This window comes from Dactylosporangium sp. NPDC051485 (assembly GCF_040682015.1).
In the GTDB taxonomy this organism is placed as follows: Bacteria; Actinomycetota; Actinomycetes; order Mycobacteriales; family Micromonosporaceae; genus Dactylosporangium.
The window spans coordinates 22,490-49,404 of sequence record NZ_JBFAZW010000029.1 but is presented as its reverse complement, the minus strand read 5'-3'; the positions used below and the strand labels follow the sequence as shown (position 1 = coordinate 49,404).

Genomic DNA, 26,915 nt, shown 5'->3' with positions numbered 1-26,915 from the left:
CGCGACTAGTTTCGGGGCATCGTCACGCCCCGAGACTGGAGTCACAGCCATGACCCTTTCCGTCGACGGACAGTCCGGAGTGGGCGACACCCGGTCGCCCGCCCGTCCGAGCCGCCGCCCGACCGAGCCCGAACGGCCCAAGCGCGCCTGGTGGATGGGCGTGCTGTGGTTCCTGGTCGGGTCCTTCCTGCTGGTCTTCGTCCTGCCGGTCTATCTCACCCTCGACCCGTCCAAGGCGCACATCAAGCTCGACCCGACGGTGCCCGTGCACTACCCGCTGCTGTTGCTGCACGTGGCCACCGGCACGATCTCGATGGTCACCGGTGCGCTGCAGATGTGGCCGTGGCTGCGGGTCAAACATCCCGCCTGGCACCGGTGGAGCGGGCGGGTCTACGTCTACGCGGTGTTCCTCGGCGCGCCCTCGCTGGCCGCGCTGGTCGTGATCCGGGCCCGGGTGGCCGGCGTCGAGGACAGCCAGAACATCCTCGGTTTCGGCCTGGCCGGCATCGTCTGGCTGTGGACCACCGCGGCCGGCCTGAAGACCGGCCGCGAGCGCCGCTGGGTGGAACACCGCCGCATGATGATCTACAGCTACGCGATCGCGTTCTCGATCACCGGGAGCCGGTTCTTCTTCGTGATCGCCTGGGGCATCCCCGGGTTCGACAGCCGCTGGATCAACGACAACGCCGGCTGGTTCTTCTGGGTGGTCAACCTGCTGATCGCCCAGTGGTGGCTGAACCGGACGCAGAAGCGGCCGCTGCAGATCGCCCGCTCGTCCCGCCCGGCCGCCAAGGCCCTTGAGGAGGTCCCCTGATGACCCAGGACATCGCCGACACCGCGGCCGGTGAGCTCGCCGATCCGCCCGAGTTCCCGATGCGCCGCGACGGCGGTTGCCCGTTCGACCCGCCGTCGCGGTACAAGCAGCTGCGCGACGAGGGCCGGGTGATCCAGGTCCGGGTGCCGACCGGGCAGACCGCGTGGCTGGTCACCCGCTACGACGACGTCCGCCGGCTGCTCACCGACCCGCTGGTGAGCGCCGACCGGCGGCACCCGAACATGCCGCTCACCGAGGAGGTGACGCCGCAGACCCGGGCCAACATCGCCGAGTTCGGCCGGTCCCTGATCGGCCTGGACCAGCCCGAGCACGGGCCGCGCCGGCGGATGCTGATCCCCGAGTTCACGGTCCGCCGGATCCAGGCGCTGCGGCCGCACATCCAGCACACCGTCGACGGCCTGATCGACGACATGCTGGCCGGCCCGAAACCGGCCGACCTGGCCACCGTCCTGTCCACGCCGGTGCCCGCCCGCACGCTGTGCGAGCTGCTCGGCATGCCGTACGAGGACCGGGAGCTGATCGAGCGGACCGCGGCCGCGCAGCTGCGGCGCAGCATCTCGCCGCAGGAGCGGCAGCAGGTCAGCGCGGAGATGTACCGCTACGTCGACCAGCTGATCACCGCCAAGGAGAAGGAACCCACCGACGACCTGCTCGGCCGGCTGGTGCTGCGCAACCGGGAGACCGGGCTGTACGACCACCGGCTGCTGGTTGGCCTGGCCATGCTGCTGCTGGTGGCCGGCTTCGAGACCACCAACAGCATGATCTCGCTCGGCGTGATCGGCCTGCTGCAGCACCCCGAGCAGGCCGAGCTGATCCGCAAGGACCCGGCCGCGGTCGGTCCCGCCGTGGACGAACTGCTGCGCTACTTCACCGTGGTCGACGCGCTGCCCCGGGTGCTGCTCGGCGACGTGCAGGTCGGCGACGTCACGATGCGGGCCGGCGACGGGCTGCTCATCTCGTTCGCGGGGGCGGACTGGGACGACCGGTTCTTCGCCGAGCCGGAGCAGCTGGACATCACCCGCACCTCGCGGCATCACGTGGCCTTCGGCTACGGCATCCATCAGTGCATCGGGCAGAACCTCGCCCGGGCCGAGCTGGAGATCGTGCTGCGGACGCTGTTCACCCGGGTGCCGACGCTGCGGCTGGCGGAACCGATGGAGGCGCTGCCGTTCCGTGACGACACCAACATCTTCGGTGTCGACCGGGTGCCGGTGACGTGGTGACCGGCGCGCCGCGGCTGGTGGTGAACGAGGACCTATGCGTCGGGGCGGGGCAGTGCGTGCTGTCCCACCCCGAGCTGTTCGACCAGGACGACACCGGGCAGGTCGTGGTATTCCCGGGTGGTCCGGTCGGCCCCGAGGTGGCACCTGTGGTGGCGGACCTGTGCCCGTCCGGCGCCCTGTCGCTCGCCCGGGATTAGTCCTCTGCGGATTCTGCGGACTCTTCGGACTCCAGGTCGGCGCGGACGCCGAGCAGGCGCACCGGGCGGCGCATCTCCACCTTGGCCAGGGCCGTCATCGCGGTGCTGACCATGACGTCGAGGTCGGTCGTCGGGCCCTGCCGGATCTTCGTCTCACGGATCACCGTGTAGAACGAGGACGTCCGCGCCTTCACGGCGACCTTGACGACCCGGCGGCCGGCCGCGACCACCTCGGCGCCGAGCTCCCGGGTCAGCCGCTCCACCTCCCGCTCGATGTCGGCCGGATCGGACAGGTCGGCGGCGAAGGTCTCCTCCTTGCTGCGCGAGCGGGCGATCCACGGCTCGGTGACGATCTCGGTGTCCCCGCCGCCCGCGGCGATGACCAGCAGCCACTGGGCGGCGCGGACCGGGAAGCGTTCCTGGAGCCGGACCAGATCGGTCGCGGCCAGTTCGGCGATCGTGGGGATGCCCAGCTCGTCGAGCTTCGCGACGGTGCGCGGGCCGACGCCCCACAGGTCGCCGACCGGCCGGGCGCCCATGGTGGGCAGCCAGGTCTCGGTGGTGAGCGTGGCGATGCCGCCCGGGTCGCGTTTCGCGAACCGGGCGGCGATCTTCGCCTGGTGCTTGTTGCGGCCGATGCCAATCGCGCAGGTGAGCCCGACCCGCTCCAGGATCGCGGCGCGCAGCCGGCCGGCCAGCTCCTGCGGCTCGTCGATGTCGCCGCCGAGGAACGCCTCGTCCAGGCCCTGCACCTGGACCAGCAGCGGGAACGAGCGCAGTGCGTCCATCACCTCGCCGGAGACCCGGCGGTATTCGGGCATGTCGGTGGGCAGGAACACCGCGTCCGGGCACTTGCGCAGGGCCAGCCGCATCGGCATGCCGGAGTGCACGCCGAACTCGCGGGCCTCTCGCGACGCGGTGGCGACCACCGTCCGCGGCCGGGTCGGATCGCCGTTGCCGCCGACCACGACCGGTCTGCCGCGCAGCTCCGGGCGGCGCAGCACCTCCACCGAGGCGAAGAACTGGTCGAGGTCGACGTGCAGCACCACGGTCTCGGACACCGGGTCAGTATCGCCCTTGGGCCGGCGTTACGGGGGACGGACGCGGGATCGGCGGCGCGCCGGCGTCGGTGGCCGAACGGATCGGCTGCAGGCCGAGGTCCGGCCACGGCAGCCCGAGGTCCGGGTCGAGCGCATCGAACGACAGCATGGTGCCGGGCACGTACTCCTGCGAACACAGGTAGCTCATGCAGGTGTCGTCGGCCAGCGCGAGGAAGCCGTGCGCCAGCCCGTCCGGCAGCAGCACCGCGGTACCGGCGGCGGCATCGAGCATCGTGGCGGTGTGCTGCCCGTAGGTCGCGGAGCCGGACCGGATGTCCACCGCGACGTCCAGCACGGCGCCGCGCACGCAGGTGACGAGCTTGACCTCGCCCGGCGTGGCGTGCAGGCCGCGCAGCACGCCACGGGCGGACACGGAGAAGTTCACCTGGCGGACGGTCAGCTCGATCCCGGCCCGCTCGCGCAGCACGCTGTGCCGGACCGACTCGTAGAAGACGCCACGCGGGTCGCTCAGCGGCTCCGGATCGATCCGGTACGCCCCGGCGAGCTCGAGCGCGGTGAGTAGCATCAGTCGTTCCAGCGCAGGTAGACGACCGGCGGCTCGCGGCCCGGCAGCTGGTGCAGGCGGACCTGGGACAGGTCGAGCACATCACGCAGCGCGGCCGTCTCACCGGGCCACTTCGGGTGGTTGAGCTCGTCGAACGCCAGGATGCTGCCCTTGGACAGGTACGGCAGGACCAGCTTCAGCGTCTCCCTGGTGGAGTCGTAGAGGTCGAGGTCGAAGTACGCCATCGCGATCACGGTCTCCGGGTTGTCGGCCAGATACCGCGGCAGCGTCTCGCGCACGTCGCCCTCCATGACGAGGGTGCGCTGGATGTGGCCCATCGGTTCGCCGAGCTCGTGCGCGGCCAGCACGTCACGCAGGTGCTGCGGAAAGTCCGTCTCGGTGGCGAAGCGGCCCACCACGGCGCTCGCGCTGACCTGGTCGACCGGGCTGATGTCCGGGAAGCCGGTGAACGTGTCGAAGCCGATGATCCGGCGCACCGAGTTGTAGGGCTCGTAGATGCCGCGCAGCGCGGTGAGCGTCGCGAGGTGTCGCCCGTGCAGCACGCCGAACTCCATGAACACCCCCGGCACGGGCATCGCCACCTGGTAGAGCCGGTCCATCGCCAGCAGGTCGCTGAGCTGCTGGCGGCGCAGGTAGACCGGCAGGTTGTCGATCAGGTAGTGGTTCGGCACCGGGGTCTCGGCCAGCAGCTGCGCCAGCCGCTCCCGGGACTCCCGCTCGGTCACCGACTCGTGCGGCACGATCCGTGGATCGGTGAAGCCGTCCTGCCGTGTGGTCATCCCCATGCCTCCGGTGGGTCGTATGGGCTGGTCAGGTCAGCCAGGCGTCGGGTGCGCCGCCGCCCCGGCCGACCGGTGGGAACATCTCGTCCAGCTGCGCGGTCTCGGCCGGCGACAGCGGCGTGTCCAGGGCCCGCAGCGCGGCGTCCACGTGCGCGGGCGTGCGCGGGCCGGTGACCACCGCGGTGACCCCGGGCCGGCCGAGCACCCAGGCCAGCCCGGCCTCGGCCGGGTCGCGGCCGATCTTGTCGCACCAGCGTTCGTATTCCTCGATCCGGTCGCCGGCGGCGGCGAGCGCCTCGGCGGAGCGGCCCTGCGCCGACTTGACCGCGGTGCCGTCCCGGGTCCGGCGCAGGCCGCCGGCGAGCGCGCCGCCGTGCAGCGGCGACCAGACCAGCACGCCCACGCCGTAGGCCCGGGCGGCCGGGATCACCTCGAGCTCGGGCTGGCGGACCAGCAGGTTGTACAGGCACTGCTCGCTGGCCAGGCCGAGGGTCTGCCGCCGCCGGGCCGTCTCCTGCGCCGCGGCGATGTCCCAGCCGGCCGCGTTGGACGACCCGACGTAGCGCACCTTGCCCTGCGCGACCAGTTGCTCCATCGCCTGCCACACCTCGTCCCAGCCGACCCGGCGGTCCATCTGGTGCAGCTGGTACAGGTCGATCCAGTCGGTGCGCAGCCGGCGCAGCGACGCCTCGCAGGCCGCGATCACGTGCCGGGCGGACAGGCCGCGGTCGTTCGGGTCGTCGCTCATCGGGCCGCCGACCTTGGTGGCCAGCACCACCCGGTCGCGCCGGCCGCCGCCGGTGGCGAACCAGTCGCCGAGCACCTGCTCGGTGTGTCCCTTGTGGACCCGCCAGCCGTAGATGTCGGCCGTGTCGAACAGGTTGAGGCCCCGGTCGAGCGCGTGGTCGAGCAGGGCGGTCGCGTCCGCGCCGTCCACCCGGCCGCCCAGGTTCACGGTGCCCAGCGCGAGCCGGCCGACCACCAGGCCGGTGCGGCCCAGCGTGGCCCGCCGGTGCTCGTCGCTCACCGCGGGCCGGTCCCGGACCGGCGCGTCGCGACCAGCCGTTCGAGGGCGTGCACCGTGTCTGCCGGTGCGGGCTGGGCCAGCGCCTCGTCGCGCAGCCGGCGGGCGCCCTCGGCGAATGCCGGGTCGTCCAGCAGCCGCAGCAGGGCGTCGCGCACCCCGGCGCCGGTGACGTCGTCCGGGATGATGGACAGCCCGGCCCGCAGCTCGGTGAGCCGACGGCCCTTGATCGGCGCGTCCAGTGCCTGGCTGAGCATCAGCTGCGGCACCCCGTAGGCGATCGAGGTGCCGAACGAGCCGGTGCCGCCGTGGTGCACGACCGCGGCGCAGGTCGGCAGGATCGCGGCCATCGGCACGTATTCGACCAGGCGGGTGTTCGCCGGTGCGCGCAACCGGTCCTGCAGCGGGCCGGGGATCGTCAGCACCAGCTCGATGTCGAGGTCGGCGACGTGGTCGAGGATGTCCTGCACCCGATCCAGCGGCACCACCCGCAACTCGGGCCAGTCGGTGACGGACAGCCCCGAGGTCATCAGGACCCGCCGGCGCGGCGGCGGCGCGGACAGCCAGTCCGGGATCACGGCCGGCCCGTTGAACGGCACGAACCGGGTGGACAGTGTCGGCAGCGCGCTCGGCAGCCGGAACGACGGCGGCAGCTGGTCGATCGTGACGTGCCCGTCGACCAGGTCCTCGGAGAACGGCACGCCGTGCCGGGCGGCGGCCGCGGTGACCCAGTCCCGGAAGTGATCGACACGCTCCTGCGGCGGTTGTTCCGCCTGTACGCGCAGATAGTCGTCGCGGATCCGGGTGTAGAGGTCGACGGAGTACAGCACCCGGGCGTGCGCGGCGCCGACGGCCTCGGCCGCGATCGGTGCGGCGAAGGTGACCGCGTTCCACACCACCAGGTCGGGCCGCCAGGACCGGCAGTAGGCGACCAGGCCGTCCAGCATCGGCGTGTTGGACAGCTCGGCCCGCGGCACCACGAGGGTGTCGTAGAGCCGGTTCAGTTCCTTCCAGTCCAGCCGCCGCCGGTCGGGGCCGAGCTCGAACAGCTCGACCGGCTCGCCCATCGGCGGCGCCAGGTCGGGGGTGGGCAGCATGCCTTCGCGCCAGGCCCGGCGCATCCGATCGCCCATCGTCTCGGTGCCCGGGCCGACCGGGACCGCGGTGAGCCCGCAGCCGACGATCGCATCGGTCATCTCCGGTTCGGAGGCCACCCGAACCTCGTGGCCGGCGGCGCGCAGCGCCCAGGCCAGCGGGACGAGGGTGAACAGGTGGGTCCGCCAGGGGAAGGACACAATCAGCACACGCATCGGCCCATCGTTGTTCCGCGCGGTCGCGGCGGCATCTCACAACGTGCGGAGATCAGCGCAACGACGGAGATGCCTCGCGCGCGTGTGCGGGTGCACGATCGCTGCGAGATCGTCCGCCCACAGAGGGAGCTCGCCCATGAGAATCGTCTTCCTGCCGATCCCCGGTATCGGTCACGCGTTCCCGCTGGTGCCGACCGCGTGGGCGCTGGCCGCGGCCGGTCACGACGTGATCTTCCTGGCCACGAACGACGCGCTCGAGGTACGCAACGCAGGCATCCACGTCGTCGACCCGATGCCGGGTGGGTCGATGGACGAGGGCATGGCGGCCTTCCTCGAGGACGCGCCGAACATGTTCGCCGACATGGCGAGCTGGAGCGTCGAACAGATCCTCGGGATCAAGCCGATGGTGCTCCAGCCATGGGACCGCTACGTCGACCCGTACGTCGAGGTGGCCCGCCGGCTGGAGCCGGACCTGGTGTTCTTCGACCCGATCTTCGCCGCCGGCCTGATCGTCGCGTCGCTGCTGGACAAGCCGGCCGTCGGGCAGGCCTCCAACCTGGTGCGCTTCACCCCGGAGTTCCTGTTCGAGCACGCCAACGCGCCGTTCGCCCGGCACGGCGCGGAGCTGCCGAAGAAGCGCGCGCTGATCGACGTCGGCCCCTCCACGCTGCTGGAGCCCGGCCCGTCCACCTGGCAGATGCGCTGCGTGCCGTACAACGGCGGCACGGTGCTGCCGGACTGGCTGCTCGAGCCGCCGTCCCGGCCGCGGATCGCGATCACCCTGGGCACCACGCTGCCGCGTACCTCGGGCACCGACCGGCTGCGCGGACTGCTGGCCTCCGCCGCCGAGGTGGACGCCGAGTTCGCGGTCACGATCAGCGAGGCGGCGGCGGCGAAGCTGGGCACGCTGCCGGACAACGTGCGGGCGACCGGCTGGGTGCCGTTGCACCGGCTGGCCACCACCTGCACCGCGATCATCCACCACGGCGGCAGCGGCACCACGCTCGCGTCCTGCGCGGCCGGCATCCCGCAGCTGATCCTGCCGGAGGGCGCGGACACCGACTACAACGCCCGGGTCGTCGAGTCGCTCGGCGCCGGCGTGCTGCACCGCGGCGAGGTGGACGCCGCGGTGATCAACCGGCTGGCGACCGACCCGGTCCTCGCCGCCGGCGCGGCGGCGCTGCGCGCGGAGAACGAGCGGCTGCGCACGCCCTGGGAGCTGGTCAGCGACATCGAGGCATTGGTCCGGGACTGACCGCGCCCGGGTCGTCGAGGGCGCCGCCCTGCGGCGGTGCCCTCGACGGCGGGCGGTCAGTGGTTGCCGCTGGAGCCGAGCAGGCCGCGGATCGCGGTGGCTAGCCGGTCGAAGCGGGGGTCGGCTCGTCCATGAGCAGGGCCGGCGGCCGGTGCAGCAGGGCCCGGCACAGCGCGACGCGTTGCTGACCGGGACCGCCGACCTGCCGCGGGGGCACTGTGGCAGGTCGGCGGTGGTCACCGGAGGAACTACGGTGTGACGGCGCCGACCTGCAGGGCGGCGAGCAGGGTCCGCGCCTCCACATTGATGTACCGGCTGTGCGCGACCAGCGACGTCAGCTGGCCGGGGGTGACCCAGCGGAAGCCGTCCGGCGCGGCCGCCGGCGTGCTGTCCTCGTCGGTCTCCACCACCAGGTAGCGGCTCACCGCGTTGCTGAACCGGCCGCCCTCCTCGGACAGTTCCGCGGCGTAGCGCACCCGGTCCGCGGGCGGGTCGGTGAAGATGTCGTGGAACAGCGGCCGCTGGTCGTGGCCGGCCTGCACGGTCGGGCCCAGCTCGGCGACGTCCAGCAGCCCGCTCTCGACGCGGGCCCGGACCAGCACGTGCGGCACGCCGCCGAAGCGGCGCAGGGCGAAGGCGATCAACCCGCGCCCGATCGGCTCGACCAGCGGCTGGGTCCACGACGGGACCTCGCGCCCGGCGGCGTCGACGGCGACCGCCATCACCCGGAAGTACCGGCCGTCCAGCGGCCGCACCTCGTCCGCCTCGCGCCGCCAGCCGGGCACGTCGATCAGCGGGATCCGGCGGGCCCGGATCTCGTGCCGGGCGCGTTCACCGGTGAACCAGGCGAGCACCTCGGCGTCCGGGGACAGCGCGTCCGGCTCGTCGTGGGCGACCGGCAGGCAGGCCAGCACGCTGCGGCTGTCCATGTGCACGACGTGGTCCTGCCGCAGCAGCACCGCGAGCTGGCCCAGGGTCAGCCAGCAGAAGTCGGGATGGTCGGGGATCGGCTCGCGGACCTCGACGATCATGTTGCGGTTGCGCTTGTGCAGGAAGTAGCCGCCGTGTTCGGACTGCAGCACGTCGGCGAGCACCCGGGCCCGGCCGGGCTCGGTGAAGTACGCGAGGTTGCGCACCGGCAGGCCGCGGTGCACCCGGCCGTAGTTGCTGCGGGTGGCCTGCACGGTGGGGGAGAGCTGGACCAGATTCGGGTTGCCGGGTTCCATCTTGGCCTGCATGAGCAGGTGCAGCACGCCGTCGAACTCGCGGGCCACGATGCCCAGGATGCCGATCTCCGGCTGCACCATGATGGGTTGCTGCCACTGCCGGCCGGGCCGCTGCACGTCCAGGCCCTCGATCGTGAAGAACCGCTTGCTGCGGTGGCCGAGGTTGCCGGTGTGCGGATCGAACGACCAGCCATCCAGCTCGGCGAACGGGATCGGCCGGACCCGGGCGCTTCCGGCGTGGCGGCGTTCGGTGAGCCAGCCCGGCACGTCCGCGGTGCGCGGGCCGATGCCCTCGGTCGCGGCGAGGGACCGGGCCAGCTGCTCGTTGGGGTCGGTCCCGCCGCGCGGCCGCAGCCGGACGGCACCGACGGTCACGGCCGGTCCCCGGGCTGCTCGCCGGGCAGGCATGTCTTCAGCATCCGGGTGCCCTTCACGTCGCGTCGGACGCGGTGCGGGCCGGTGCGGCCCGCCGCGCAGGTGACCAGCTGCCGTCTCATGTCGCGATCTCGATCCGGGCGCGGTCGCCGACTACCAGCCGGTGCCCGTCGATGCCCGATTCGCTGCTCCCGACCGTCGCGCAGCGGCCGATCAGTGAGTCCGCGAGCCCCCGCACGTCCGAGACCGACGCGCCGTCCAGCAGCATGGAGCCGCTGAGCCGGCTGCGGGTCACCCGGCAGTCGGCGCCGATCGACACGTACGGGCCGAGCTCGCTGTCGAGGATCTGGGTGCCGGCGCCGATGACGGCCGGGCCGACGATGCGGGAGCGGCGGATGTCCGCGCCCGGCTCGATCACCACCGGGCCGACCACCTCGCTGGTCCGGTCGAGCCTGCCGGCGGTTCGGGCGGTGAGCTGGTCGAGCATCCGGCGGTTGCACTCCAGCAGGTCGTCGACCTCGCCGACGTCCTGCCAGTAGCCGTCGTAGCGGGTGGCCCGGACCGGGGCGCCGGCGTCGATCAACCACTGGATCGCGTCGGTCAGCTCCAGCTCGCCGCGGCGGCCGGGCCGGATCGCGCGGACCGCCGGGTGGATCGCGGCGGTGAAGAAGTAGACGCCGATCAGCGCGAGGTCGCTGCGCGGCTCGGCCGGCTTCTCGACCAGCCGGCGCACGGTGTCGTCGGGGGACAGCTCGGCCACCCCGAACCTGCGCGGGTCCACGACCTTCTGTACCAGCAGGTGCGCGGCCGGCCGGTCGGCGCCGAACCGGCGGCCCGCGTCGAGGATCCCGTCGGGCAGCACGTTGTCACCCAGATAGAGGACGAAGTCGTCGCCGGCGAGGAAGTCCCGCGCCAGCAGTACCGCGTGGGCGAGGCCGAGCGGCTGGTCCTGGCGGATGTAGGTGAGGCGCAGGCCGTGCGCGGCGCCGTCACCGAGGGCGTCGGCGATCTCCGGGCCGCGGTCGCCGACGACCACCCCCACGTCGGTGACGCCGAGAGCACGGACGTTGTCGAGCACGTGGGCCAGGACCGGGCGGTTGGCGACCGGGAGGAGCTGCTTGGGGATGGCATAGCTCAGCGGGCGCATGCGGGTGCCCGAGCCGCCGGAGAGGATCAGGGCTTTCACGAGGGGTCCTCCGACTCGTCGGGTGTTCTGACCACGAGATCGAAGCTAGCCATCCCGGCCGCGACGGCTCCCCTTCGAGAATGCGCAGCCGCCCGCTGCGCCATACTGGGCATCTGCCGGATTGAGGGGGACAGCGCGTGAAGTACCTGATCCTGATCTACCACAACCCGAAGGTGCGCGAGGCGTGGGAAGGCATGAGCGCCGAGCAGCGGGCCGAGGGCATGCAGGCCTACAGCTCCTTCATGGACGACCTCACCGACTCCGGTGAGCTGGTGGTCGCCGAGGCCCTTGCGGACCCGACCCGGGCCAAGCGGGTCAGCACCGGCGGCGGGCGCACGTCCACAACGGACGGACCGTTCCCCGAGATCAAGGAATACCTGGCCGGGTTCTACCTGGTGGACGTGGCGGACGAGCAGCGGGCGGTCGAGCTCGCGGCCCGGATCCCCGAGTCGCGCTTCGGCGTGATCGAGGTGCGGCCGGTGCTGAGCCTGGCCAGCGCCGACATCTGATCGGCGCCTGCGCACGCAGGAAGAAGCCGGGCCTGGCTGCGCACGCAGGAAGTCGGGCATCGGCACGCAGGGAGAAGGTCGGTCTGCGCGCCGGTGATTGCATCGGCGCATGGCTTCTCGAGGTGAACTGGCCGTCGTCGTGGGCGGCAGCGTGGCCGGGACGCTCGCGGCCCGGGTGCTGTGCGAGTGGTACCGCCAGGTCGTGGTGGTGGACCGGGACAAGATCCTCGGCGTCGACGCCCCGCGGCGCGGTGTGTCGCACGCCGTGCACGCGCACGGCCTGCACGCCCGCGGCTACCTGATTCTGGCCGAGCTGTTCCCGGGGCTGCTGGAGGAGGCCGGGCAACTGCCCGGCCTCACCGTGCGGGACTTCGGCGGCATGCGGTGGTATTTCGACGGCCGCCCGGTCCGGCCCGCCGACACCGGCCTGCGCTCGATCGCGGGCTCCCGCCCGGTGCTGGAGAACTACCTGCGCTCCCGGGTGGCCGCGATCGCCAACGTCACGTATCGGGAGTCCGTGGAGCTCGAGTCGCTGTGCTGGAGCGCGGACGGGGACCGGGTCAGCGGGGTGCGGCTGCGCCGGCGCGCCGACGGCGGGATCGAGGAGCTGGACGCGGACCTGGTGGTGGACGCCACCGGGCGCGGCTCGCGGCTGCCGACCTGGCTGTCCGAGCACGGGTATCCGCGCCCGGACGCGGAGCGGATGCCGGTGGGGCTCGCGTACACCACCAAGTCGTTCCGCCGGCGGCCGGGCACGTTCGGCAAGCCGCAGGCGATCAACCCGGTCGCCTCGCCCCGGCACCCGCGCGGCGCGTTCTTCGGCCAGGCGGTGACCGGGGACTGCCGGGTGTCGCTGACGGGCATCAACGGCGACCACCCGCCGACCGACCCGGAGGCGTTCCTGGAGTACACCCGGACGCTGCCGGCCCCGGAGATCTACGACGCGATCCGGGACGCGGACCCGCTCGGTGAGGCGGTGTCGTTCACGTTCCCGGCGAGCGTCTGGCGGCACTACGAGCGGCTGCCGGTGTTCCCGGCCGGGCTGCTCGTGATCGGCGACGCGATCGCCAGCTTCAACCCGGTCTACGGTCAGGGCATGACGGTCGCCGCGATGGAGGCCGAGGTGCTGCGCCGGGAACTGCGCCGGGGCGCGCCGCAGCCGCTGCGGGTGCTGCGCGGCTTCGCCCGCGCCATCCGCGACCCGTGGCGGATCTCGACCAGCGGCGACCTGGACTTCCCGGCGGTGCCGGGGCAGCGGTCCTGGCGGGTGCGGCTGTTCAACGCCTACGTGCGCCGGGTGCAGTACGCCGCGACCCTGGACCCGGTGGCGACGACCGCGCTGATGCGGGTGAACGGCCTGGTGGACCGGCCGGCCGCGCTGTGGCGCCCGGGTCTGCTGCTGCGGGTGCTGCGGCTGTCCCGCGGCCGCGGTCGCACCGCAACGGCGGCGAGTCCCGCACCAGTGCCGGACCACGTCACCGGTTGAGCGCACGGCGGGAGGCCGGCCGGTGATCCGGCCGGCCTCGAGGTGTTCGCTACCGCTGCTGGTCGAGGCGGCGCGCGATGTCCGCCCGCAGCGCCTTCTTGTCGATCTTGCCGACGCCGGTGGCCGGCAGCTCGCGGACCAGCACGACGCGCTCGGGCAGCTTGAACTTCGCCACGCCGGCGGCGTTCATCACCGCGCACACCTCGTCGACGGTCACGGCCCGGTCGGCGATGACGTACAGGCAGATCCGCTCGCCGACCTCGGCGTCGGGCATCGCCACCGCGGCGCACAACCGGACCCCGGGCACTTGGTAGGCGTAGTTCTCCACCTCCTCGGCGGAGATCTTCTCGCCGGCCCGCACGATCAGGTCCTTGTCCCTGCCCTCGATGACGAGGTTGCCGTCGGGGCGGCGGCGCACGATGTCGCCGGTGCGGTACCAGCCGTCCGCGAAGGACCTGGCGTTGAGCTCCGGGCTCGCGCCGTAGTAGCCGCGGGCGGTGTAGGGGCCTCGGGTGAGCAGGATGCCCGGTTCCCCGTCCGGCACGTCACGGCCGTCCTCGTCGACCACACGCAGCTCGTCGTCCGGGCAGATCGGCCGGCCCTGCGAGTGGAAGACCACTTCGTCCGGGTCGTCCGGTCGGGTGAAGCACAGCAGGCCCTCGCTCATGCCGTACACCTGCTGCAGGGAACAGCCGAGCACCGCGGGGATCCGCTCCGCCACGTGATCGGCCAGCCGGGAGGCGGCGCACTGCAGCAGGCGCAGCGAGCTCAGGTCGGCGGACGCGTCGCGCTCGCGGTGCTCCAGCCAGCGCTGCGCGGCGGCCGGCACCAGCGACGTGACCGTCACCCGTTCCCGCTCGATGAGGGCGAACGCGCGCTCCGGGGCGGGCGACGCGGCGATCACCACCCGGCCGCCGCGCACCAGCGCGCCCAGCCAGCCCGGGCCGGCCATCGGATAGCCGTACCCCAGCGGCAGCACGGCGAGGTAGACCGTGTCGCGGTCGAAGCCGCACAGGTGCGCGGAGCGGGTCACCATGTACGCGTAGTCGTCGTGGGTGCGGGCGATCAGCTTCGGCATCCCGGTGGTGCCGCCGGACAGCAGGAACAGCGCGATCGAGCTGCTGTCCGGCGCGATCGCGTCCAGCTCGGCGCGGGCGGCCGCCGGGTCGTCGGCCGGCGCGCACAGCGCCCGCGCGTCGACGTTGCCGTCCCGGGCCGCGCCGAGCACCAGCACGTGGTCCAGGCCCGCGATGCCGGCGGCGATGTCCGTGGCCATCGCCTGGTGGTCGAAGTCGCGCAGCACGTCCGGCACGATCAGCGCCCGGGCGTCCGCGGCGGCCACCACAGCGGCGATCTCCTGCCGCCGGTGGGCCGGCACCGCGAGCGCCGGCACGACGCCCAGCCGCAGGCAGGCCAGCAGCAGCACGACCTGCTCCCAGCAGTTCGGCAGCTGCAGCACGATCCGGTCGCCGGGCGCCAGGCCGAGGGCGCGCATCCGCTGTGCGGCGCCGTCGACCCGGGCGATCAGCTCCGCGTGGGTCAGACGCACGCCGGTGTCGATGACCGCGGGGGCGCCAGGGTCGGCGTCGGCGCCGGCGGTCAGCCAGTCGCCCAGCGGGCGGCCGGCCCAGTAGCCGAGGTCGCGGTAGCGCGCGGCGGCCTCGGCCGGCCAGGCGACGAACCCGGCCTCGAGGTCGCGAACCGATACGGACACGGCAGTCCCTCCTCGTCTCGAATGGTCGGAACGCTACGGACGGCCCCGTCACGGTGCGTCTCGGAAATTGCGCCGATGAGGGCCGCGGCGCCGGTCCCGGCCGCGAGCGCACAACGAGAGATGCCAGGCCGATCACGCGCTGGACACCATGTGGCTTGGTCGATGCCGTAAGTACACAGGGAGTGACGTGTGGACCTCTGCCTGACCAGCCACCGATCCGATGAGCCCGGAAAGGAGTGGGGCCGTGAGTGAGGACTCGACACGCGTCGAGGCGATCGCCGTCGTCGGTATGAGCTGTCGTTTCGCCCCGGACCTCGATTCGCTCGAAAAGTTTTGGCAGTTCCTGGCAGGCGGGCACAGCACCGTCACCGAGATGCCCGACAAACGCTGGGACCCGTACGCGGCGACCAGCCCGCAGGCCACCTCGGTGCTGCGCGGCACAACGCGCAAGGGGTCGTTCCTGACCGACATCGAGGGATTCGACGCCGACTTCTTCGGCATCACCCCGAAGGAGGCCGGTTTCCTCGACCCGCAGCAGCGCATCGTGCTGGAGCTGGCGTGGGAGGCGCTGGAGCAGGCCGGGATCCCGCCGCTGTCGCTGCGGGGCACCGACACCGGTGTGTTCGTCGCGGCCAACTCCAACGACTACGGCCGCCGGCTGCTGGAGGACATCACCCGCACCGGCGCGTGGGCGGTCAACGGCACCACGTACTACGGGATCGCCAACCGGGTCTCGTACTTCATGGACCTGCGCGGCCCGAGCATGGCCGTCGACACCGCCTGCGCCGGCTCGCTGACCGCGCTGCACCTGGCCGCCCAGAGCCTGCGTTGCGGGGAGAGCCCGGTGGCGATCGTGGCCGGTGTCAACGTGATGGCCACCCCGGCGCTGTTCGTGGCGCTGGACGCGGCCGGTGCCACCGCTCCGGACGGGCGCAGCAAGGCGTTCGACAAGGCCGCCGACGGCTACGGCCGTGGCGAGGGCGCCGGTGTCGTGGTGCTGAAGCGGCTGCGGGACGCGGTGAGCGACGGCGACGAGGTCCTCGCCCTGGTGCTCGGCAGCGGCGTCCACCAGGACGGCCGGTCGGACGGGATGATGGCGCCCAGCGGCGAGGGGCAGGAGCACCTGCTGCGCGAGACGTACCGCCGGGCCGGCATCGATCCGTCCACTGTGGACTACGTCGAGGCGCACGGCACCGGCACCCCGGTCGGCGACCGCGAGGAGGCGCACGCGCTGGCCAAGGTCTTCGGCCCGGGCCGCTCCGCGGAGCGCCCGCTGCTGATCGGCTCGGTCAAGCCGAACATCGGGCACACCGAGGCGGGCTCCGGCATCGCCGGCATGATCAAGACGGTGCTGGCGCTGCGGCACGGCACCATCCCGCCCAGCGTGCACACCGAGCCCAACCCCGAGTTCGACTGGGCCGCGTCCGGGCTGCGCCTCGCCGACGGTCAACTGCCGTGGGCGAGCAACGGCCACCCGCGGCGGGCCGGCGTGTCCAGCTACGGCGTCGGCGGCACCACCGCGCACGTCATCCTGCAGGACGCCCCGGCGACCGGCCCGGACCCGGCGGCGGAACCGACCCCGGCCGCGGCGGCGGCCACGGTCTACCCGCTGTCGGCGATGTCTGAGGCGGGCGCCCGCGCCCTCGCCGGCCGGGTCGCCGACTGGCTCGGCGAGCACCCCGAAGCGTCTGCCGCGTCGGTCGGGCACACCCTCGCCCACCGCCGCTCGCACCTGTCCCAGCGGGTGGCGGTGGCCGCCCGGTCGACCGCGGAACTCGCCACCCGGCTGCGGGCCGTCGCCGACGGGCAGAACCCGCCCGGGACGGCGATCGCGCGGACCGCCTCGGGCGCCGCCACCGGCGTCGTGTGGGTGTTCTCCGGGCACGGCGCCCAGTGGTCCGGCATGGGCCGGGAGCTGCTGGAGACCGAGCCGGCCTTCGCCGAGACCATCGACGCGCTGGAGGAGACCTTCCGCACCGAGATCGGCTTCGGCCCGCGTCAGGCGTTGCAGGACGGCGGCCCGTGGACCGCGTCGCAGTCGCAGGCGCTCACGTTCGCCATGCAGGTCGGTCTCGCCGCGGTGTGGCGCCGGTACGGCGTGACGCCGGCCGCCGTGATCGGCCACTCGGTCGGCGAGATCGCCGCGGCGGTGGCGGCCGGCGTGCTGGACCTGCAGGACGCGGCCCGGTTCGCGTGCCGCCGCGCGGTCGCCCTGCGCCGGTTGGAAGGCCGTGGCGGGATGGCGCTGGCCACCGTCTCGTTCGCCGAGGCCGAGCGGCGGCTGGCCGGTCGTACCGACGTGGTCGCCGCGATCACGGCGAGCCCGACCTCCGCGGTGATCTCCGGTGACCGGGCCGCGGTTGAGGAGCTCACCAAGCAGTGGCGGGCCGAAGGCGTGCCGGTCTGGCGGGTGGACACCGACATCGCGTTCCACAGCCCGCACGTGGACGCCTCGGTCGACGACGTCCGCGCCGCCGCGGACCTGCTGACCCCGCGGCCGGCCGCGATCCCGCTGTACAGCACGGCGCTCGTCGACCCACGCTCCGACGCCTTGCGCGACGGCCGCTACTGGGCCGGCAACGTCCGCGAGCCGGTCCGCTTCACCGGCGCGGTCCAGGCCGCGATCGAGGACGGGCACCGGATCTTCCTGGAGATCGCGGCGCACCCGGTGGTCAAGCACTCGATCGAGGAGACGCTGTCCGGGCAGGGCATCGACGAGGCGGTGGTCGTGCAGAGCAGCCGGCGCGGCACCTCCGAGGTCGACACGCTGCTGGCCTCGCTGGCCGAGCTGTTCTGCAACGGAGCCGCGGTGGACTGGGACGTCGTGCACCCCACCGGCCGGCTGCTGGAGCTGCCGACCATGTCGTGGCAGCACCGGCCGTACTGGATCTTCCCGGAGGACGGCACGGACGCCGCCACCGGCGGCGGTCACGACCCCGAGCAGCACACCCTGCTCGGCGGCCGGATGACGGTGGCCGACACGCCCGCCCGGCAGGTGTGGCAGACCCACCTCGACCTGACCTGCCGGCCGTATCCGCAGAGCCACGAGGTGGTGGGCGCGGAGATCACCCCGGCGGCGGCCATCATCAACACCTTCGTCACGGCGGCGGAGCAGGACGGCCGCCGGCCGGCGCTGGCCGACATCGTGCTGCGCACCCCGCTCGCCGTGGTGCCGCCCCGGGTGGTGCAGATCGTGCTCGCCGAGAACAGCATGCGGCTGGCCACCCGGATCATCGGCGGGGACGCCGGCGACGAGAACGAGTGGATCACCCACTCCACCGCGACCGTCGAGCCCGGCTGGACCGGCCCGCGCGGCCGGATGGACGTCGCCGGCATCCGGGCCCGCTGTACCGACGAGCGGTCCTGGGAGCAGATCGACGGCATGTTCCGCACCATGGGCGTCGGCGGTTACGCGTTCCCGTGGGACCTGGACGAGTTCCGGCGCAACGATGCCGAGCAGTTCGCGGTACAGCGGCTGGTCCCGGAGCCGGCCACGCTGTCCTCCAGCTGGGCGCACGTGATCGACGGCGCGCTGACGATCAGCGCGGTGCTGGTCACCCCGGAGGACGCCCGCAAACTGTGGATGTCCTCGCACATCGACGCGGTGGGCTTCACCGGCGAGCCGCCGGCCCGCATCCACGTGCACTCGCGCCGCAACCCGCAGTCGCCGCACGACACCGTGGACGTCAGCATCGCCACCGACGACGGGACGATCGTCGGCGAGGTGACCGGGCTGCGGTTCGCGCCGCTGCAGGACGAGTTCGGCGCCGCGGCCGCCCCGCGCGACCTGGTGCACGAGATCGTCTGGCGGCCGCTGCCGCTGGACGGCGCCGGCACGGCGGTCCGCACGGCCGTCGTGGTCGGCGACCCGGCCGGCACGATCGCGGCCGCGCTCGACGCCGCCGGGGTGCGCTGCCGGTCGGTCGCCGACGCCGACGAGCTGGCGGAGGCCCCCGTCGACACGGACGTGGTCGTGGTCGCGCCGAAGGCGCTGCTGCCCGGCGAGGCGCCGGAGCGGGCCGCGGAACGCTGCGCGTGGACCCTGGTCCGCACCGCGCAGGTGCTGGCCGCGGCCGGGTCGGCGACCCCGCCCAAGCTCTGGGTGATCACCGACGGGGTACGCGCCGCGACCGCCGAGGACGCGCTCGGGCACGCCCCGCTGTGGGGCACCGCCCGGATCGTCGCTGGCGAGCACTCGGAGCTGTGGGGCGGCACCGTCGACCTGAACGGCTCCGCGGACCGGCTCGCCGAGGTGATGCGGGCCGCCGCCGGCACCGAGGACGTCATCTCGATCTGGCCGGACGGGGTGACCACGGCCCGGCTCAGCCCGATCGAGCGGCCGTCGGACGACACCGCCCTGCAGTGCCGGCCGAACGGCACCTACCTGATCACCGGTGGCCTCGGTGCGCTCGGCCTGCAGGTGGCGCGCTGGCTGGTCGACCGGGGCGCCACCCGGATCATGCTGGCCGGCCGCAACGGCCTGCCGCCCCGCGACACCTGGGCGCAGGAGCGCGACGCCGCGCAGCGGGCGCAGATCGACGGGGTGCTGGCGCTGGAGGCGCTCGGCGTCACCGTCCGGGTGCTCGCCGTGGACATCGCCGACGAGCAGGCGGTCGCCGCCGCGCTCGACCCGGCCACGCACGGCCTGCCGCCGGTGCGCGGCATCGTGCACGCGGCCGGCGTGACCCGCGACGCGATGGTCGCCAACGTCGACCGGCAGGGCCTGCACGAGGTGCTGCGGCCCAAGGCGGACGGCGCGATGGTGCTGCACCGGCTGTTCCCGCCCGGCTCGCTGGACTTCTTCGTGCTGTTCTCCTCCTGCGGACAGTTCGCCCGGCTCACCGGTCAGGCCAGCTACGCGGCCGCCAACTCGTTCCTGGACACCCTCGCGGCGCACCGGCGGGCCGGCGGGCACACCGGTACCACCAGCATGGGCTGGACGTCGTGGCTGGGCAGCGGCATGGCGGCGAGCATCGCGAACACGATGCTGGAGGCCAACGCCCGCGGCCTCGAGGCGGTCACCACGGCGGAGGCCCTGCGGGCCTGGGCGTTCGCCGACCGGTTCGGCACGCCGTACAAGGCCGTGCTGCGGGTGCTGGCGACGCCGTCGACCGCCACCCGGCTGCCGATGTTCCGCGAGCTGACGGCGACCAGCACGGAAACGGCCACCGACCAGGACATGTTCGTCGTGGACTGGGACGGCCTGGCCGAGGCCGACCTGCGCGAGCTGATCCTCGGTGACGTCCGGGACCAGGTCGCGGCCGAGCTCAACCTCGCCGTCGAGGACGTCGAGCTGCGCCGGCCGCTGATCGATTTCGGCGTGGACTCGGTGATGACGGTGTCCCTGCGGGTGCGGCTGCAGCGTCGGTACGGCCTGGAGCTGCCGCCCACGATCCTGTGGAACAAACCCACGGTGGCGGCGCTGGCCGGGCACATCGTGGACAGTTTCCGGCCGGCCGAAGCCGAATCCGACACGCAATGAAACGCACGGCGGACGGACCCGTCCGCCGCCATTGAAACGACGAGGAGGAAACCGTGACCGAAAAGGCCTCATCGCTGGTGGCCGGCGCGAAACAATGGGCATCACTCTACGGCGACTACCCGAACGGTGACGAGGGCGCGGTGCTCACCGCGGCGCTGCGCGCCCGGGCCGCGTGGGACGCCAACGACGCCGACACGTTCGCCGGGATGTTCGTCGACAACGGCAGCATGCTGATCGGCGACACCCAGCTGATGAGCAGCGAGGAGATCCGCACGTACCTGGCGGAGGCCTTCGCGGCCGGCTGGAAGGGCACCACCATGCAGGAGCAGCCGCGCGAGATTCGCCTGCTCACGCCGTCCGTGGCGATCGCGATCATGGAGGGCGGCGTGGTCCAGGCGGGCACCGGGGCGCTGGACCCCGGCAACGCCGAGCGGGCCATGTGGGTGCTGGTCAAGCGGGACGGCGACTGGCGTGTCGTCTCCCGGCAGACCTGCCCGATCAAGAACTGACGACCCACCTCCGCGCCCGGCCGGACCGCCCCCCTGGTCCGGCCGGGCGCGCGTCTGTGCCCGCGTGCGCCGCAGCGCAACCACAGAGATGCGGGGCTACGCAATGAACGCCGACGATGGCTGCAGGTCGTCGGCGAAAGAAGAGGAGAATCATCATGTCGACTTCGACCGTGGCCGATAAGGCGCGGCTGGACGCCTATTACGGCGAATTCAAGAGTGATCGGGAAAAGGAGGTTCTGAGCGTTCCGCTGCGGCTGGTCGCCGCGTGGGCCCGCAACGACGCCGCCGGCGTCGCGGAGGTGTTCACCGAGGACGGCATCCTGATCCTGCCGGGCGATGTGTACAAGCGCGGGCGGGACGAGATCCGCTCGTTCATGGCCGCCGCGTACGCCGGGCCGTTCAAGGGCACCGGCGTCACCGGTCGCCCGGTGGACCTGCGGTTCGTGTCCGACGACGTCGCGCTGATCCGCACCCACGGCGGCATCCTGGCGGCCGGGGAGACCGAGATCGACCCGGAGCTCGCGGTCCGCTCCACCTGGGTGTCGGTGAAGCGGGACGGCACCTGGTACCTGGCCGGGTACCAGAACAGCCCGCGTGGCGCCGGCGCCACGCTGCGCTGGTGACCGGCTGGGGCGACGCGTCCGCGTTGCTCGCCGACGCCGGCGTCACCGAGGACCCCGGCTACTACAAGCGGTTCACCGAGCCGGACGAGAAGGCGGCGCTCACCGTCGCGATGCGCATCCAGGCGGCGTGGGCGGCGAACGACCCCGACGCGTTCGCCGACGTGTTCACCGCCGACGGCAGCCTGCTGATGCGGGACGACCAGCTGGTCAGCAGCGACGAGATCCGCTCCTACATGGGCCGGTTGTTCACTACCACGCACAAGGGCGCCCGGGTGAAGGGCTGGCCGATCTCGGTCCAGTTCCTCAGCGACGGCGTCGCCATGGTGATCACCGAGGGCGGGGTGATCATGCCGGGCGCCGATGAGATCGCTCCGGAGAACCTGATCCGCGCCACCTGGGTGATCGCCCGGCAGCCCGACGGCCGGCCCCGGCTGGTCTCGCACCAGAGCAGCCCGATCAAGGGCTGATCCCGGCACCGTCAGCGGCCGGACCGCCCCCGATTGAGGAGGAAGAAGTTGCACGACTACGTGATCGTCGGCGCCGGGTCTGCGGGTTGCGTGCTCGCCGCGCGGCTCAGCGAGGACCCCGACGTGAAGGTGTGCCTCATCGAGGCCGGTCCGGCCGATCGGGCCGACAACATTCACGTGCCGATCGCGTTCGGCAAGCTGTTCCGCACCGAGCTCGATTGGGACTACTCGACCCACGAGGAGCCCCGGCTCGACCGGCGGCGGGTGTACCTGCCGCGCGGCCGGGTGCTGGGCGGCACCAGCTCGATCAACACGATGATCTACATCCGGGGCAACCGGATCGACTTCGACGGCTGGGGCCAGCCCGGCTGGTCCTACGCCGACCTGCTGCCGTACTTCAAGCGGTCGGAGGACAACGAGCGCGGCGCGTCGGACTTCCACGCCACCGGCGGCCCGCTGCGGGTCAGCGACGGGCGGGCCAACAACCCGATGTCCAGCGCCTTCGTCGAGGCCGCCGAGCAGGCCGGGCACGCCCGCAACGACGACTTCAACGGCGCCGCGCAGGACGGGTTCGGCTTCTTCCAGCTCACCCAGCGCGACGGCCGGCGCGACAGCGCCGCCACCGCGTTCCTGCACCCGGTGCTGGACCGGCCGAACCTGACCGTCGAGACGAACCTGCAGGTGCACCGGGTCCTGATCGAGAACGGCCGGGCGGTCGGCGTGACCGGCCGCCGGCTCGAGGAGACCGTCGAGGTGCGCGCCGCCCGTGAGGTGATCCTGGCCGCCGGTGCGTACAACTCGCCGCAGCTGCTCCAGCTGTCCGGCGTCGGCCCGGCCCAGCTGCTCGGGGCACTCAACATCCCGGTGGTGCTGGACCAGCCGGCGGTCGGTCAGAACCTGCAGGACCACGCGCTGATCCCGCTGGTGTACCTGCACTCGCAGCCGGTCAGCCTGATCGCCGCGGGGACGCCGGAGCACCTGGAGCAGTTTGTCACCCAGGGCCGCGGGCCACTGACCGCGAACGGTCCCGAGTCCGGCGGCTTCGTGCGCACCGATCCGAGCCTGCCGGCCCCCGATGTCGAGTACCTGGCCGCGCCGGTGATGTTCGCCGACAGCGGTCTCGCCCCGCCGATCGCGCACGCGCTGTCCTACGGCCCGTCGATGCTCACCCCGCGCAGCCGCGGCAGCGTCCTGCTGGCCTCCGACGACCCGACGGCGAAGCCGCGGATCGTGCACAACTACTTCGCCGAGCCGGCCGACCTGGACGACGCGGTGATCGCCACCCGGCTGGGCATGGAGCTGGCCGAGCAGAAGGCGGTCGCGCTCTACAACGAGTCCCAGTACGAGCCGCCCGCCTCCAGCTCGGACTCGGACCTGCGCGACTACATCCGCCGGTACGCGCACTCGATCTTCCACCCGGCCGGCACCTGCGCGATGGGCGCGGTGGTCGACGCCGAGCTGCGGGTGCTGGGTGTCGAGGCGCTGCGGGTGGTCGACGCCTCCGTCATGCCGACCCTGGTCCGCGGCAACCCGAACGCGCCCGTCATCGCGATCGCGGAGCGGGCCGCCGACCTGATCCGGGGCGCGGCCCGGCCGGCCGGCCAGGTCGCCGCCGCCGTCGCCGCCTGAGCCCGTCGTCCATTCTGCGAAACGGAGGCACTACTGTGACCAGTACGACCGAGACGCCGACCCGCGAGGAGCTGGTGCGGCGCGCGGCCGATCTCGTGCCGCTGCTGCGCAAGCACGCGGCGTGGACCGAGGAGCACCGGCGCCTGCACGAGGAGACCGTGGAGGCACTGGCCGGCGCCGGCCTGCTGCGCATGCGGGTGCCGGTCCGCTACGGCGGCTACGAGTCCGACACGGCCACGCTCAACGACGTGATGACCGAGCTGGGCCGCGGCGACGGCGCGGTCGCCTGGACCGCGTCGGTCTGGGCGATCCCCGGCTGGATGGTCGGCATGTTCCCCGACGAGGTGCAGGACGAGGTGTACGCGACCCCCGACGTGCGGGTGTGCGGCACGCTCAGCCCGTCCGCGGAGGCGAAGCCGGCCCAGGGCGGGATGGTCCTCAACGGCCGGTGGGGCTTCATCAGCGGTGCCCTGCACAGCCACTGGCAGGAGGTCATCGCGATGGCGCCGACGCCGGACGGCGCCGGGATGTGGCCGGTCGTGGCCCTCGTGCCGATCGGCGACCTGGAGATCGTCGACGACTGGCAGACCGCCGGCCTGCGCGGCTCCGGCAGCGTCAGCACGGTGGCCCGGGACCTGTTCGTGCCGCAGCGGCGGATCCTGCCGCTGCCGGCGGTGCTGCAGGGCCAGACCGCTTCGGCGGCGAACGCCCAGCTGCCGATGTACCGTTCGTCGCTGCTCGGCGTCGCGAACGCGTCGTCCTGCGGCACGGTCCTCGGGCTCGCCCGGGCGGCCCGCGAGAACTTCTTCGAGCGGCTCGCCACCCGCAAGATCACCTACAGTGACTACGCCCACCAGGGCGACGCGCCGGTCACCCACCTGCAGGTCGCCGACGCCACCATGAAGATCGACGAGGCCGAGTTCCACGCGGCCCGGGTCACCGGGCTGGTCGACTCGAAGAGCGCCAGCGGCGAGCCGCTGACCCTGGAGGAGCGCGCCCGCACCCGGGCCGACGTCGGCGCGGTCTGCCAGCTCGGCAAGGCGGCGGTGGACGTGCTCAGCATGGCCAGCGGCGGCTCGTCGATCTACTCCGACGTGCCGATGCAGCGCATCGTCCGCGACATGTACGCGGTCAACCTGCACGCGCTCATGGTGCCGTCGACCAACTTCGAGCTGTACGGCCGCGTGCTGTGCGGGCTCGAACCCAACTCGGCCTACATCTGATCCGGCGCACGCAGCGGCCGCCCCTCGTGGGCGGCCGCCCGTCTGTAACCACCCGACCGAGCAGGAGGACCCGGCGATGCCCCAAGTGACCGACAACCCGGACGGCACCAAGACGCTGTCCATCAACTCCGAGGAGCTGCGCGCGCTGCGGTCCCTGCTGCTCGACCGCGTGCCCGACGTCAAGAAGGTGGTGCGCGCGATCGAATCGCCGCAGTTCAAGGCGTCCGTGGAGTTCCTCAAGGCCGTCATCGTCTGAGCGGCGGAGAGCGATGACTGTGGACACGATGCCCGGCCGGGCAGTGGCGCGAGCCGGGAGCCGTTCGCCGGCGATCGACGGGATCCGGGGCGTGGCCGCGCTCGCGCTGCTGACCGTACACGTGGCGATGTTCTCCGGGCTCATGGGCACCCGCGCGTTCGGGGAGCCCCGGCCGCCGAGCAACTGGCTCGGCTCCTTCTTCGTCAGCGGGATGCCCTCGTTCATCGGGGTGTTCTTCGTCCTGCCGGCGATGTTCCTCTACCTGCCGCTGGCCCGCGCCACGATCGCCGGCACGCCGCGCCCGCGGCAGGCCGGCGGCCTGGCCCGGCGCCTGCTGCGGCTGCTGCCCGGCTACTACGCGATGGTGCTCATCGCGCTGGTGGCGCTCAATCGCGATCAGATCACCGGCATCTGGTACGTGCTGCGCCCGTTGCTGCTGCTGCAGATCTACTCCCCGACGCCGCTGAAGCCGAACTTCATCAACGGTCTGGAGATCAGCTGGACCGTGCCGAGCATGGTGCAGTGGTACCTGTTGCTGCCGCTGATCTGGTGGGCCGGGCACCGGTTCGCGGCCCGCGGCACCACCCCGGCGGCGCGGGCCCGGCGGCTGCTGCTGCCGGTGCCGCTGCTGGTCGCCGCCGGCGTGGCCTGGCTGCTGCTGGTCAAGGCGAACGGCTGGGACAACCGGATGGTGTTCTGGTGGCCGCAGGGCTTCGCGCCGACGATCGGCATCGGCCTGGCGCTCGCGGTCCTGATCGCGTTGAGTCAGGTCTCGCCCGCCGACACCCCGCGGCTGCTGCGCGCCGCCGCCAGCCGGCCGATGCTGTTCTGGGGCCTTGCCTTCGTGGTCTACCTGGTCAACTGCGTGCGGCCGTTCAGCGTGATCGGCATGGACGCCATCTACTCCACCAGCGGGCTGCTCGTCACGTACGTGATGGTGGCGCTCTTCGGGTTGTTCGCCTCGCTGCCGCTGGTTGCCCCCGGCGCCCGGCACACCGTCGTGAGCGCGGTCCTCGGCGCGCCTCCGCTCGCGTTCGTCGGCAAGGTGTCCTACGGCATCTACCTGTGGCACTTCGCCGTCATGCACTTCTGGTTGCAGGCCGGCAACGTCGTGACCGGGCACACCCGCCCGCTGCGCGAGCTGTACGGCGTGGCTGGCTTCGTAGAGCTGGAAACCGTCACCGTGATCGGTGCCGTGCTGTTCGCCACGATCAGCTACTACGTCATCGAGCGGCCGGCCGCGGCTCTGGGCGAGCGGTTCCTGCTGGCCCGCGGAACTGTGTCACGGGAGGCGGCGCGCCGCCCGGTAGCGGCGGTGGCCGCACCGGCGCGGGCAAAACCGGCGGTGACCGGCCCGCTCGCCGGCGAGGTGGCCGCGATGCTCGCCCAGCGCGACGCGATCCAGACCAACCTGCTCGACCTGGAGCGGGCTACCGGCCGCTACCTGACCGGACGGCCGCTCACCGGGGAGACCCGGCGGCGCTGGGCGACCGGCTCCACCGACCTGGCCGCGCTGTGGGAGCTCTACACCGCGTACAGCGCGGTGGCGGAGGCGGCGCACGGTCTCGCCGACGCAGCCGAGGTGGAGCGCCTGCTACACACCGATTCCGTGGTGGTCACCGAGGTCAGGCCGCCGCTGTACGAGCGGCACGTCACCGACGCGGGGCTGAGCACCTGCACGGTGCCGGCCGCGGTGGACCGGATGGACGAGCTGTTCCTGTCGGTGGCCGGGCTGGTCGGCACGGTCGAGCGGATCGCCGAGGAGGCCGGCGCCGAGTTCGGGCGGCTCACCGCGGAAATCGCCGGGATCGCGGCGGGCGCCGGGGCCGCGGCCGAGGAGCAGCTGCACCTCGTCCGCCGGCTACTGGAGACCGATCCGCTCGCGCTGGCCGACGGCACGGTACTGGAGGAACTGCGCCGGCGGGTGGCCGCCGCGCACTGATCCCGACAACCACGAAACGGCCGCGGCGGTGCACCG

General features: G+C 72.9%; 24 protein-coding genes. 14 read left to right on the top strand and 10 right to left on the bottom strand.

Features of this window, described 5'->3' with window-relative positions; translation table 11 throughout:
* Positions 1-49: 49 nt before the first annotated feature.
* Genes AB0M46_RS18780 through AB0M46_RS18770 form a run of 3 tightly spaced genes read left to right on the top strand, consistent with a single transcriptional unit; the run spans position 50 to position 2,255 of the window.
* Positions 50-814, top strand: coding sequence for a DUF2306 domain-containing protein (locus tag AB0M46_RS18780; protein ID WP_363337512.1), 765 nt, complete (start codon positions 50-52; stop codon positions 812-814).
* Positions 814-2,058, top strand: coding sequence for a cytochrome P450 (locus AB0M46_RS18775; protein ID WP_363337510.1), 1,245 nt, complete (start codon positions 814-816; stop codon positions 2,056-2,058). The genes AB0M46_RS18780 and AB0M46_RS18775 overlap by 1 nt, the downstream gene beginning before the upstream one ends.
* Entirely contained in the window at positions 2,055-2,255 is a 201-nt protein-coding gene (locus AB0M46_RS18770) for a (4Fe-4S)-binding protein (RefSeq protein WP_363337508.1), read from the top strand. Before AB0M46_RS18775 ends, AB0M46_RS18770 begins: the two co-directional genes overlap by 4 nt.
* Here the strand turns inward: AB0M46_RS18770 and AB0M46_RS18765 are convergent.
* Genes AB0M46_RS18765 through AB0M46_RS18745 form a run of 5 tightly spaced genes read right to left on the bottom strand, consistent with a single transcriptional unit; the run spans position 2,252 to position 6,997 of the window.
* Positions 2,252-3,316 carry a DNA polymerase IV gene (locus AB0M46_RS18765; RefSeq protein WP_363337507.1) on the bottom strand — a complete coding sequence of 355 codons (1,065 nt, stop codon included), beginning with the start codon at positions 3,314-3,316 and terminating at the stop codon, positions 2,252-2,254. The genes AB0M46_RS18770 and AB0M46_RS18765 overlap by 4 nt on opposite strands.
* Positions 3,317-3,320: 4 nt before the next feature.
* A complete protein-coding gene (locus tag AB0M46_RS18760; RefSeq protein WP_363337505.1) occupies positions 3,321-3,881 on the bottom strand; it encodes a dTDP-4-dehydrorhamnose 3,5-epimerase family protein in 561 nt (186 codons plus the stop codon).
* The gene (locus AB0M46_RS18755; protein ID WP_363337504.1) at positions 3,881-4,660 is read right to left on the bottom strand and encodes a class I SAM-dependent methyltransferase; all 780 of its coding nucleotides are present in this window, start codon (positions 4,658-4,660) and stop codon (positions 3,881-3,883) included. Before AB0M46_RS18755 ends, AB0M46_RS18760 begins: the two co-directional genes overlap by 1 nt.
* Before the next feature lie 31 nt (positions 4,661-4,691).
* Positions 4,692-5,690: an aldo/keto reductase gene (locus tag AB0M46_RS18750; RefSeq protein ID WP_363337502.1), complete on the bottom strand. Its 999-nt coding sequence runs from the start codon at positions 5,688-5,690 to the stop codon at positions 4,692-4,694.
* Positions 5,687-6,997, bottom strand: coding sequence for an activator-dependent family glycosyltransferase (locus AB0M46_RS18745; protein WP_363337501.1), 1,311 nt, complete (start codon positions 6,995-6,997; stop codon positions 5,687-5,689). Before AB0M46_RS18745 ends, AB0M46_RS18750 begins: the two co-directional genes overlap by 4 nt.
* 136 nt (positions 6,998-7,133) lie before the next feature.
* Between AB0M46_RS18745 and AB0M46_RS18740 the strand changes: the two genes are divergently transcribed.
* Positions 7,134-8,252 (top strand): nucleotide disphospho-sugar-binding domain-containing protein, encoded by a 1,119-nt coding sequence (locus tag AB0M46_RS18740; protein ID WP_363337499.1) that lies wholly within the window; start codon positions 7,134-7,136, stop codon positions 8,250-8,252.
* A 100-nt stretch (positions 8,253-8,352) separates the two neighbouring features.
* Here AB0M46_RS18740 and AB0M46_RS18735 read toward each other — a convergent pair whose 3' ends face one another.
* From AB0M46_RS18735 to AB0M46_RS18720, 4 genes are read right to left on the bottom strand one after another with little or no spacing between them, the layout of a single operon-like run.
* The gene (locus AB0M46_RS18735; protein ID WP_363337497.1) at positions 8,353-8,556 is read right to left on the bottom strand and encodes an ATP-binding cassette domain-containing protein; all 204 of its coding nucleotides are present in this window, start codon (positions 8,554-8,556) and stop codon (positions 8,353-8,355) included.
* Complete coding sequence (locus tag AB0M46_RS18730; protein ID WP_363337495.1) at positions 8,501-9,853, bottom strand: NDP-hexose 2,3-dehydratase family protein; 1,353 nt, start codon at positions 9,851-9,853, stop codon at positions 8,501-8,503. Before AB0M46_RS18730 ends, AB0M46_RS18735 begins: the two co-directional genes overlap by 56 nt.
* The gene (locus AB0M46_RS18725) at positions 9,850-9,975 is read right to left on the bottom strand and encodes a hypothetical protein (protein ID WP_363337493.1); all 126 of its coding nucleotides are present in this window, start codon (positions 9,973-9,975) and stop codon (positions 9,850-9,852) included. The genes AB0M46_RS18730 and AB0M46_RS18725 overlap by 4 nt, the downstream gene beginning before the upstream one ends.
* Complete coding sequence (locus tag AB0M46_RS18720) at positions 9,972-11,039, bottom strand: glucose-1-phosphate thymidylyltransferase (RefSeq protein ID WP_363337491.1); 1,068 nt, start codon at positions 11,037-11,039, stop codon at positions 9,972-9,974. Before AB0M46_RS18720 ends, AB0M46_RS18725 begins: the two co-directional genes overlap by 4 nt.
* A 137-nt stretch (positions 11,040-11,176) precedes the next feature.
* Here AB0M46_RS18720 and AB0M46_RS18715 point away from each other — a divergent pair, with 137 nt between their 5' ends.
* Both AB0M46_RS18715 and AB0M46_RS18710 read left to right on the top strand, forming a co-directional pair.
* The gene (locus tag AB0M46_RS18715) at positions 11,177-11,548 is read left to right on the top strand and encodes a YciI family protein (protein WP_363337489.1); all 372 of its coding nucleotides are present in this window, start codon (positions 11,177-11,179) and stop codon (positions 11,546-11,548) included.
* A 109-nt stretch (positions 11,549-11,657) separates the two neighbouring features.
* Positions 11,658-13,034, top strand: a complete 1,377-nt coding sequence (locus AB0M46_RS18710; RefSeq protein WP_363337487.1) for an FAD-binding monooxygenase — start codon at positions 11,658-11,660, stop codon at positions 13,032-13,034.
* 49 nt (positions 13,035-13,083) lie between these two features.
* On the opposite strand, the gene AB0M46_RS18705 is transcribed toward AB0M46_RS18710, so the two are convergent.
* Positions 13,084-14,748: an AMP-binding protein gene (locus AB0M46_RS18705; protein WP_363337485.1), complete on the bottom strand. Its 1,665-nt coding sequence runs from the start codon at positions 14,746-14,748 to the stop codon at positions 13,084-13,086.
* A gap of 244 nt (positions 14,749-14,992) precedes the next feature.
* On the opposite strand from AB0M46_RS18705, the gene AB0M46_RS18700 reads away from it, so the two are divergent.
* The 8 genes from AB0M46_RS18700 (at position 14,993) to AB0M46_RS18665 (ending at position 26,879) form a co-directional block, all read left to right on the top strand.
* On the top strand, positions 14,993-20,230 hold the full coding sequence (locus AB0M46_RS18700; protein ID WP_363337483.1) for a type I polyketide synthase: 5,238 nt from the start codon (positions 14,993-14,995) through the stop codon (positions 20,228-20,230).
* Between the two features lie 53 nt (positions 20,231-20,283).
* On the top strand, positions 20,284-20,739 hold the full coding sequence (locus AB0M46_RS18695; RefSeq protein ID WP_363337481.1) for an SgcJ/EcaC family oxidoreductase: 456 nt from the start codon (positions 20,284-20,286) through the stop codon (positions 20,737-20,739).
* 155 nt (positions 20,740-20,894) lie between these two features.
* Positions 20,895-21,362, top strand: a complete 468-nt coding sequence (locus tag AB0M46_RS18690; protein ID WP_363337479.1) for an SgcJ/EcaC family oxidoreductase — start codon at positions 20,895-20,897, stop codon at positions 21,360-21,362.
* Complete coding sequence (locus AB0M46_RS18685) at positions 21,359-21,829, top strand: SgcJ/EcaC family oxidoreductase (protein ID WP_363337477.1); 471 nt, start codon at positions 21,359-21,361, stop codon at positions 21,827-21,829. Before AB0M46_RS18690 ends, AB0M46_RS18685 begins: the two co-directional genes overlap by 4 nt.
* 48 nt (positions 21,830-21,877) lie before the next feature.
* The gene (locus AB0M46_RS18680; protein WP_363337475.1) at positions 21,878-23,458 is read left to right on the top strand and encodes a GMC family oxidoreductase N-terminal domain-containing protein; all 1,581 of its coding nucleotides are present in this window, start codon (positions 21,878-21,880) and stop codon (positions 23,456-23,458) included.
* 35 nt (positions 23,459-23,493) lie between these two features.
* On the top strand, positions 23,494-24,681 hold the full coding sequence (locus AB0M46_RS18675; RefSeq protein WP_363337473.1) for an acyl-CoA dehydrogenase family protein: 1,188 nt from the start codon (positions 23,494-23,496) through the stop codon (positions 24,679-24,681).
* A 76-nt stretch (positions 24,682-24,757) separates the two neighbouring features.
* A complete protein-coding gene (locus AB0M46_RS18670) occupies positions 24,758-24,937 on the top strand; it encodes a hypothetical protein (RefSeq protein ID WP_363337471.1) in 180 nt (59 codons plus the stop codon).
* Positions 24,938-24,950: 13 nt separating this feature from the next.
* Positions 24,951-26,879, top strand: a complete 1,929-nt coding sequence (locus AB0M46_RS18665) for an acyltransferase (RefSeq protein WP_363337469.1) — start codon at positions 24,951-24,953, stop codon at positions 26,877-26,879.
* Positions 26,880-26,915: the final 36 nt, after the last annotated feature.

Excerpts from the sequence above, each read along its gene's own strand:
- AB0M46_RS18690 (WP_363337479.1), top strand. The coding sequence starts at position 20,895 with ATGTCGACTTCGACCGTGGCCGATAAGGCGCGGCTGGACGCCTATTAC.
- AB0M46_RS18710 (WP_363337487.1), top strand. The coding sequence starts at position 11,658 with ATGGCTTCTCGAGGTGAACTGGCCGTCGTCGTGGGCGGCAGCGTGGCC.
- AB0M46_RS18725 (WP_363337493.1), bottom strand. The coding sequence starts at position 9,975 with ATGAGACGGCAGCTGGTCACCTGCGCGGCGGGCCGCACCGGCCCGCAC.
- AB0M46_RS18760 (WP_363337505.1), bottom strand. The coding sequence starts at position 3,881 with ATGCTACTCACCGCGCTCGAGCTCGCCGGGGCGTACCGGATCGATCCG.
- AB0M46_RS18735 (WP_363337497.1), bottom strand. The coding sequence starts at position 8,556 with ATGTGGAGGCGCGGACCCTGCTCGCCGCCCTGCAGGTCGGCGCCGTCA.
- AB0M46_RS18670 (WP_363337471.1), top strand. The coding sequence starts at position 24,758 with ATGCCCCAAGTGACCGACAACCCGGACGGCACCAAGACGCTGTCCATC.
- AB0M46_RS18780 (WP_363337512.1), top strand. The coding sequence starts at position 50 with ATGACCCTTTCCGTCGACGGACAGTCCGGAGTGGGCGACACCCGGTCG.
- AB0M46_RS18665 (WP_363337469.1), top strand. The coding sequence starts at position 24,951 with ATGACTGTGGACACGATGCCCGGCCGGGCAGTGGCGCGAGCCGGGAGC.
- AB0M46_RS18745 (WP_363337501.1), bottom strand. The coding sequence starts at position 6,997 with ATGCGTGTGCTGATTGTGTCCTTCCCCTGGCGGACCCACCTGTTCACC.
- AB0M46_RS18775 (WP_363337510.1), top strand. The coding sequence starts at position 814 with ATGACCCAGGACATCGCCGACACCGCGGCCGGTGAGCTCGCCGATCCG.
- AB0M46_RS18755 (WP_363337504.1), bottom strand. The coding sequence starts at position 4,660 with ATGACCACACGGCAGGACGGCTTCACCGATCCACGGATCGTGCCGCAC.
- AB0M46_RS18740 (WP_363337499.1), top strand. The coding sequence starts at position 7,134 with ATGAGAATCGTCTTCCTGCCGATCCCCGGTATCGGTCACGCGTTCCCG.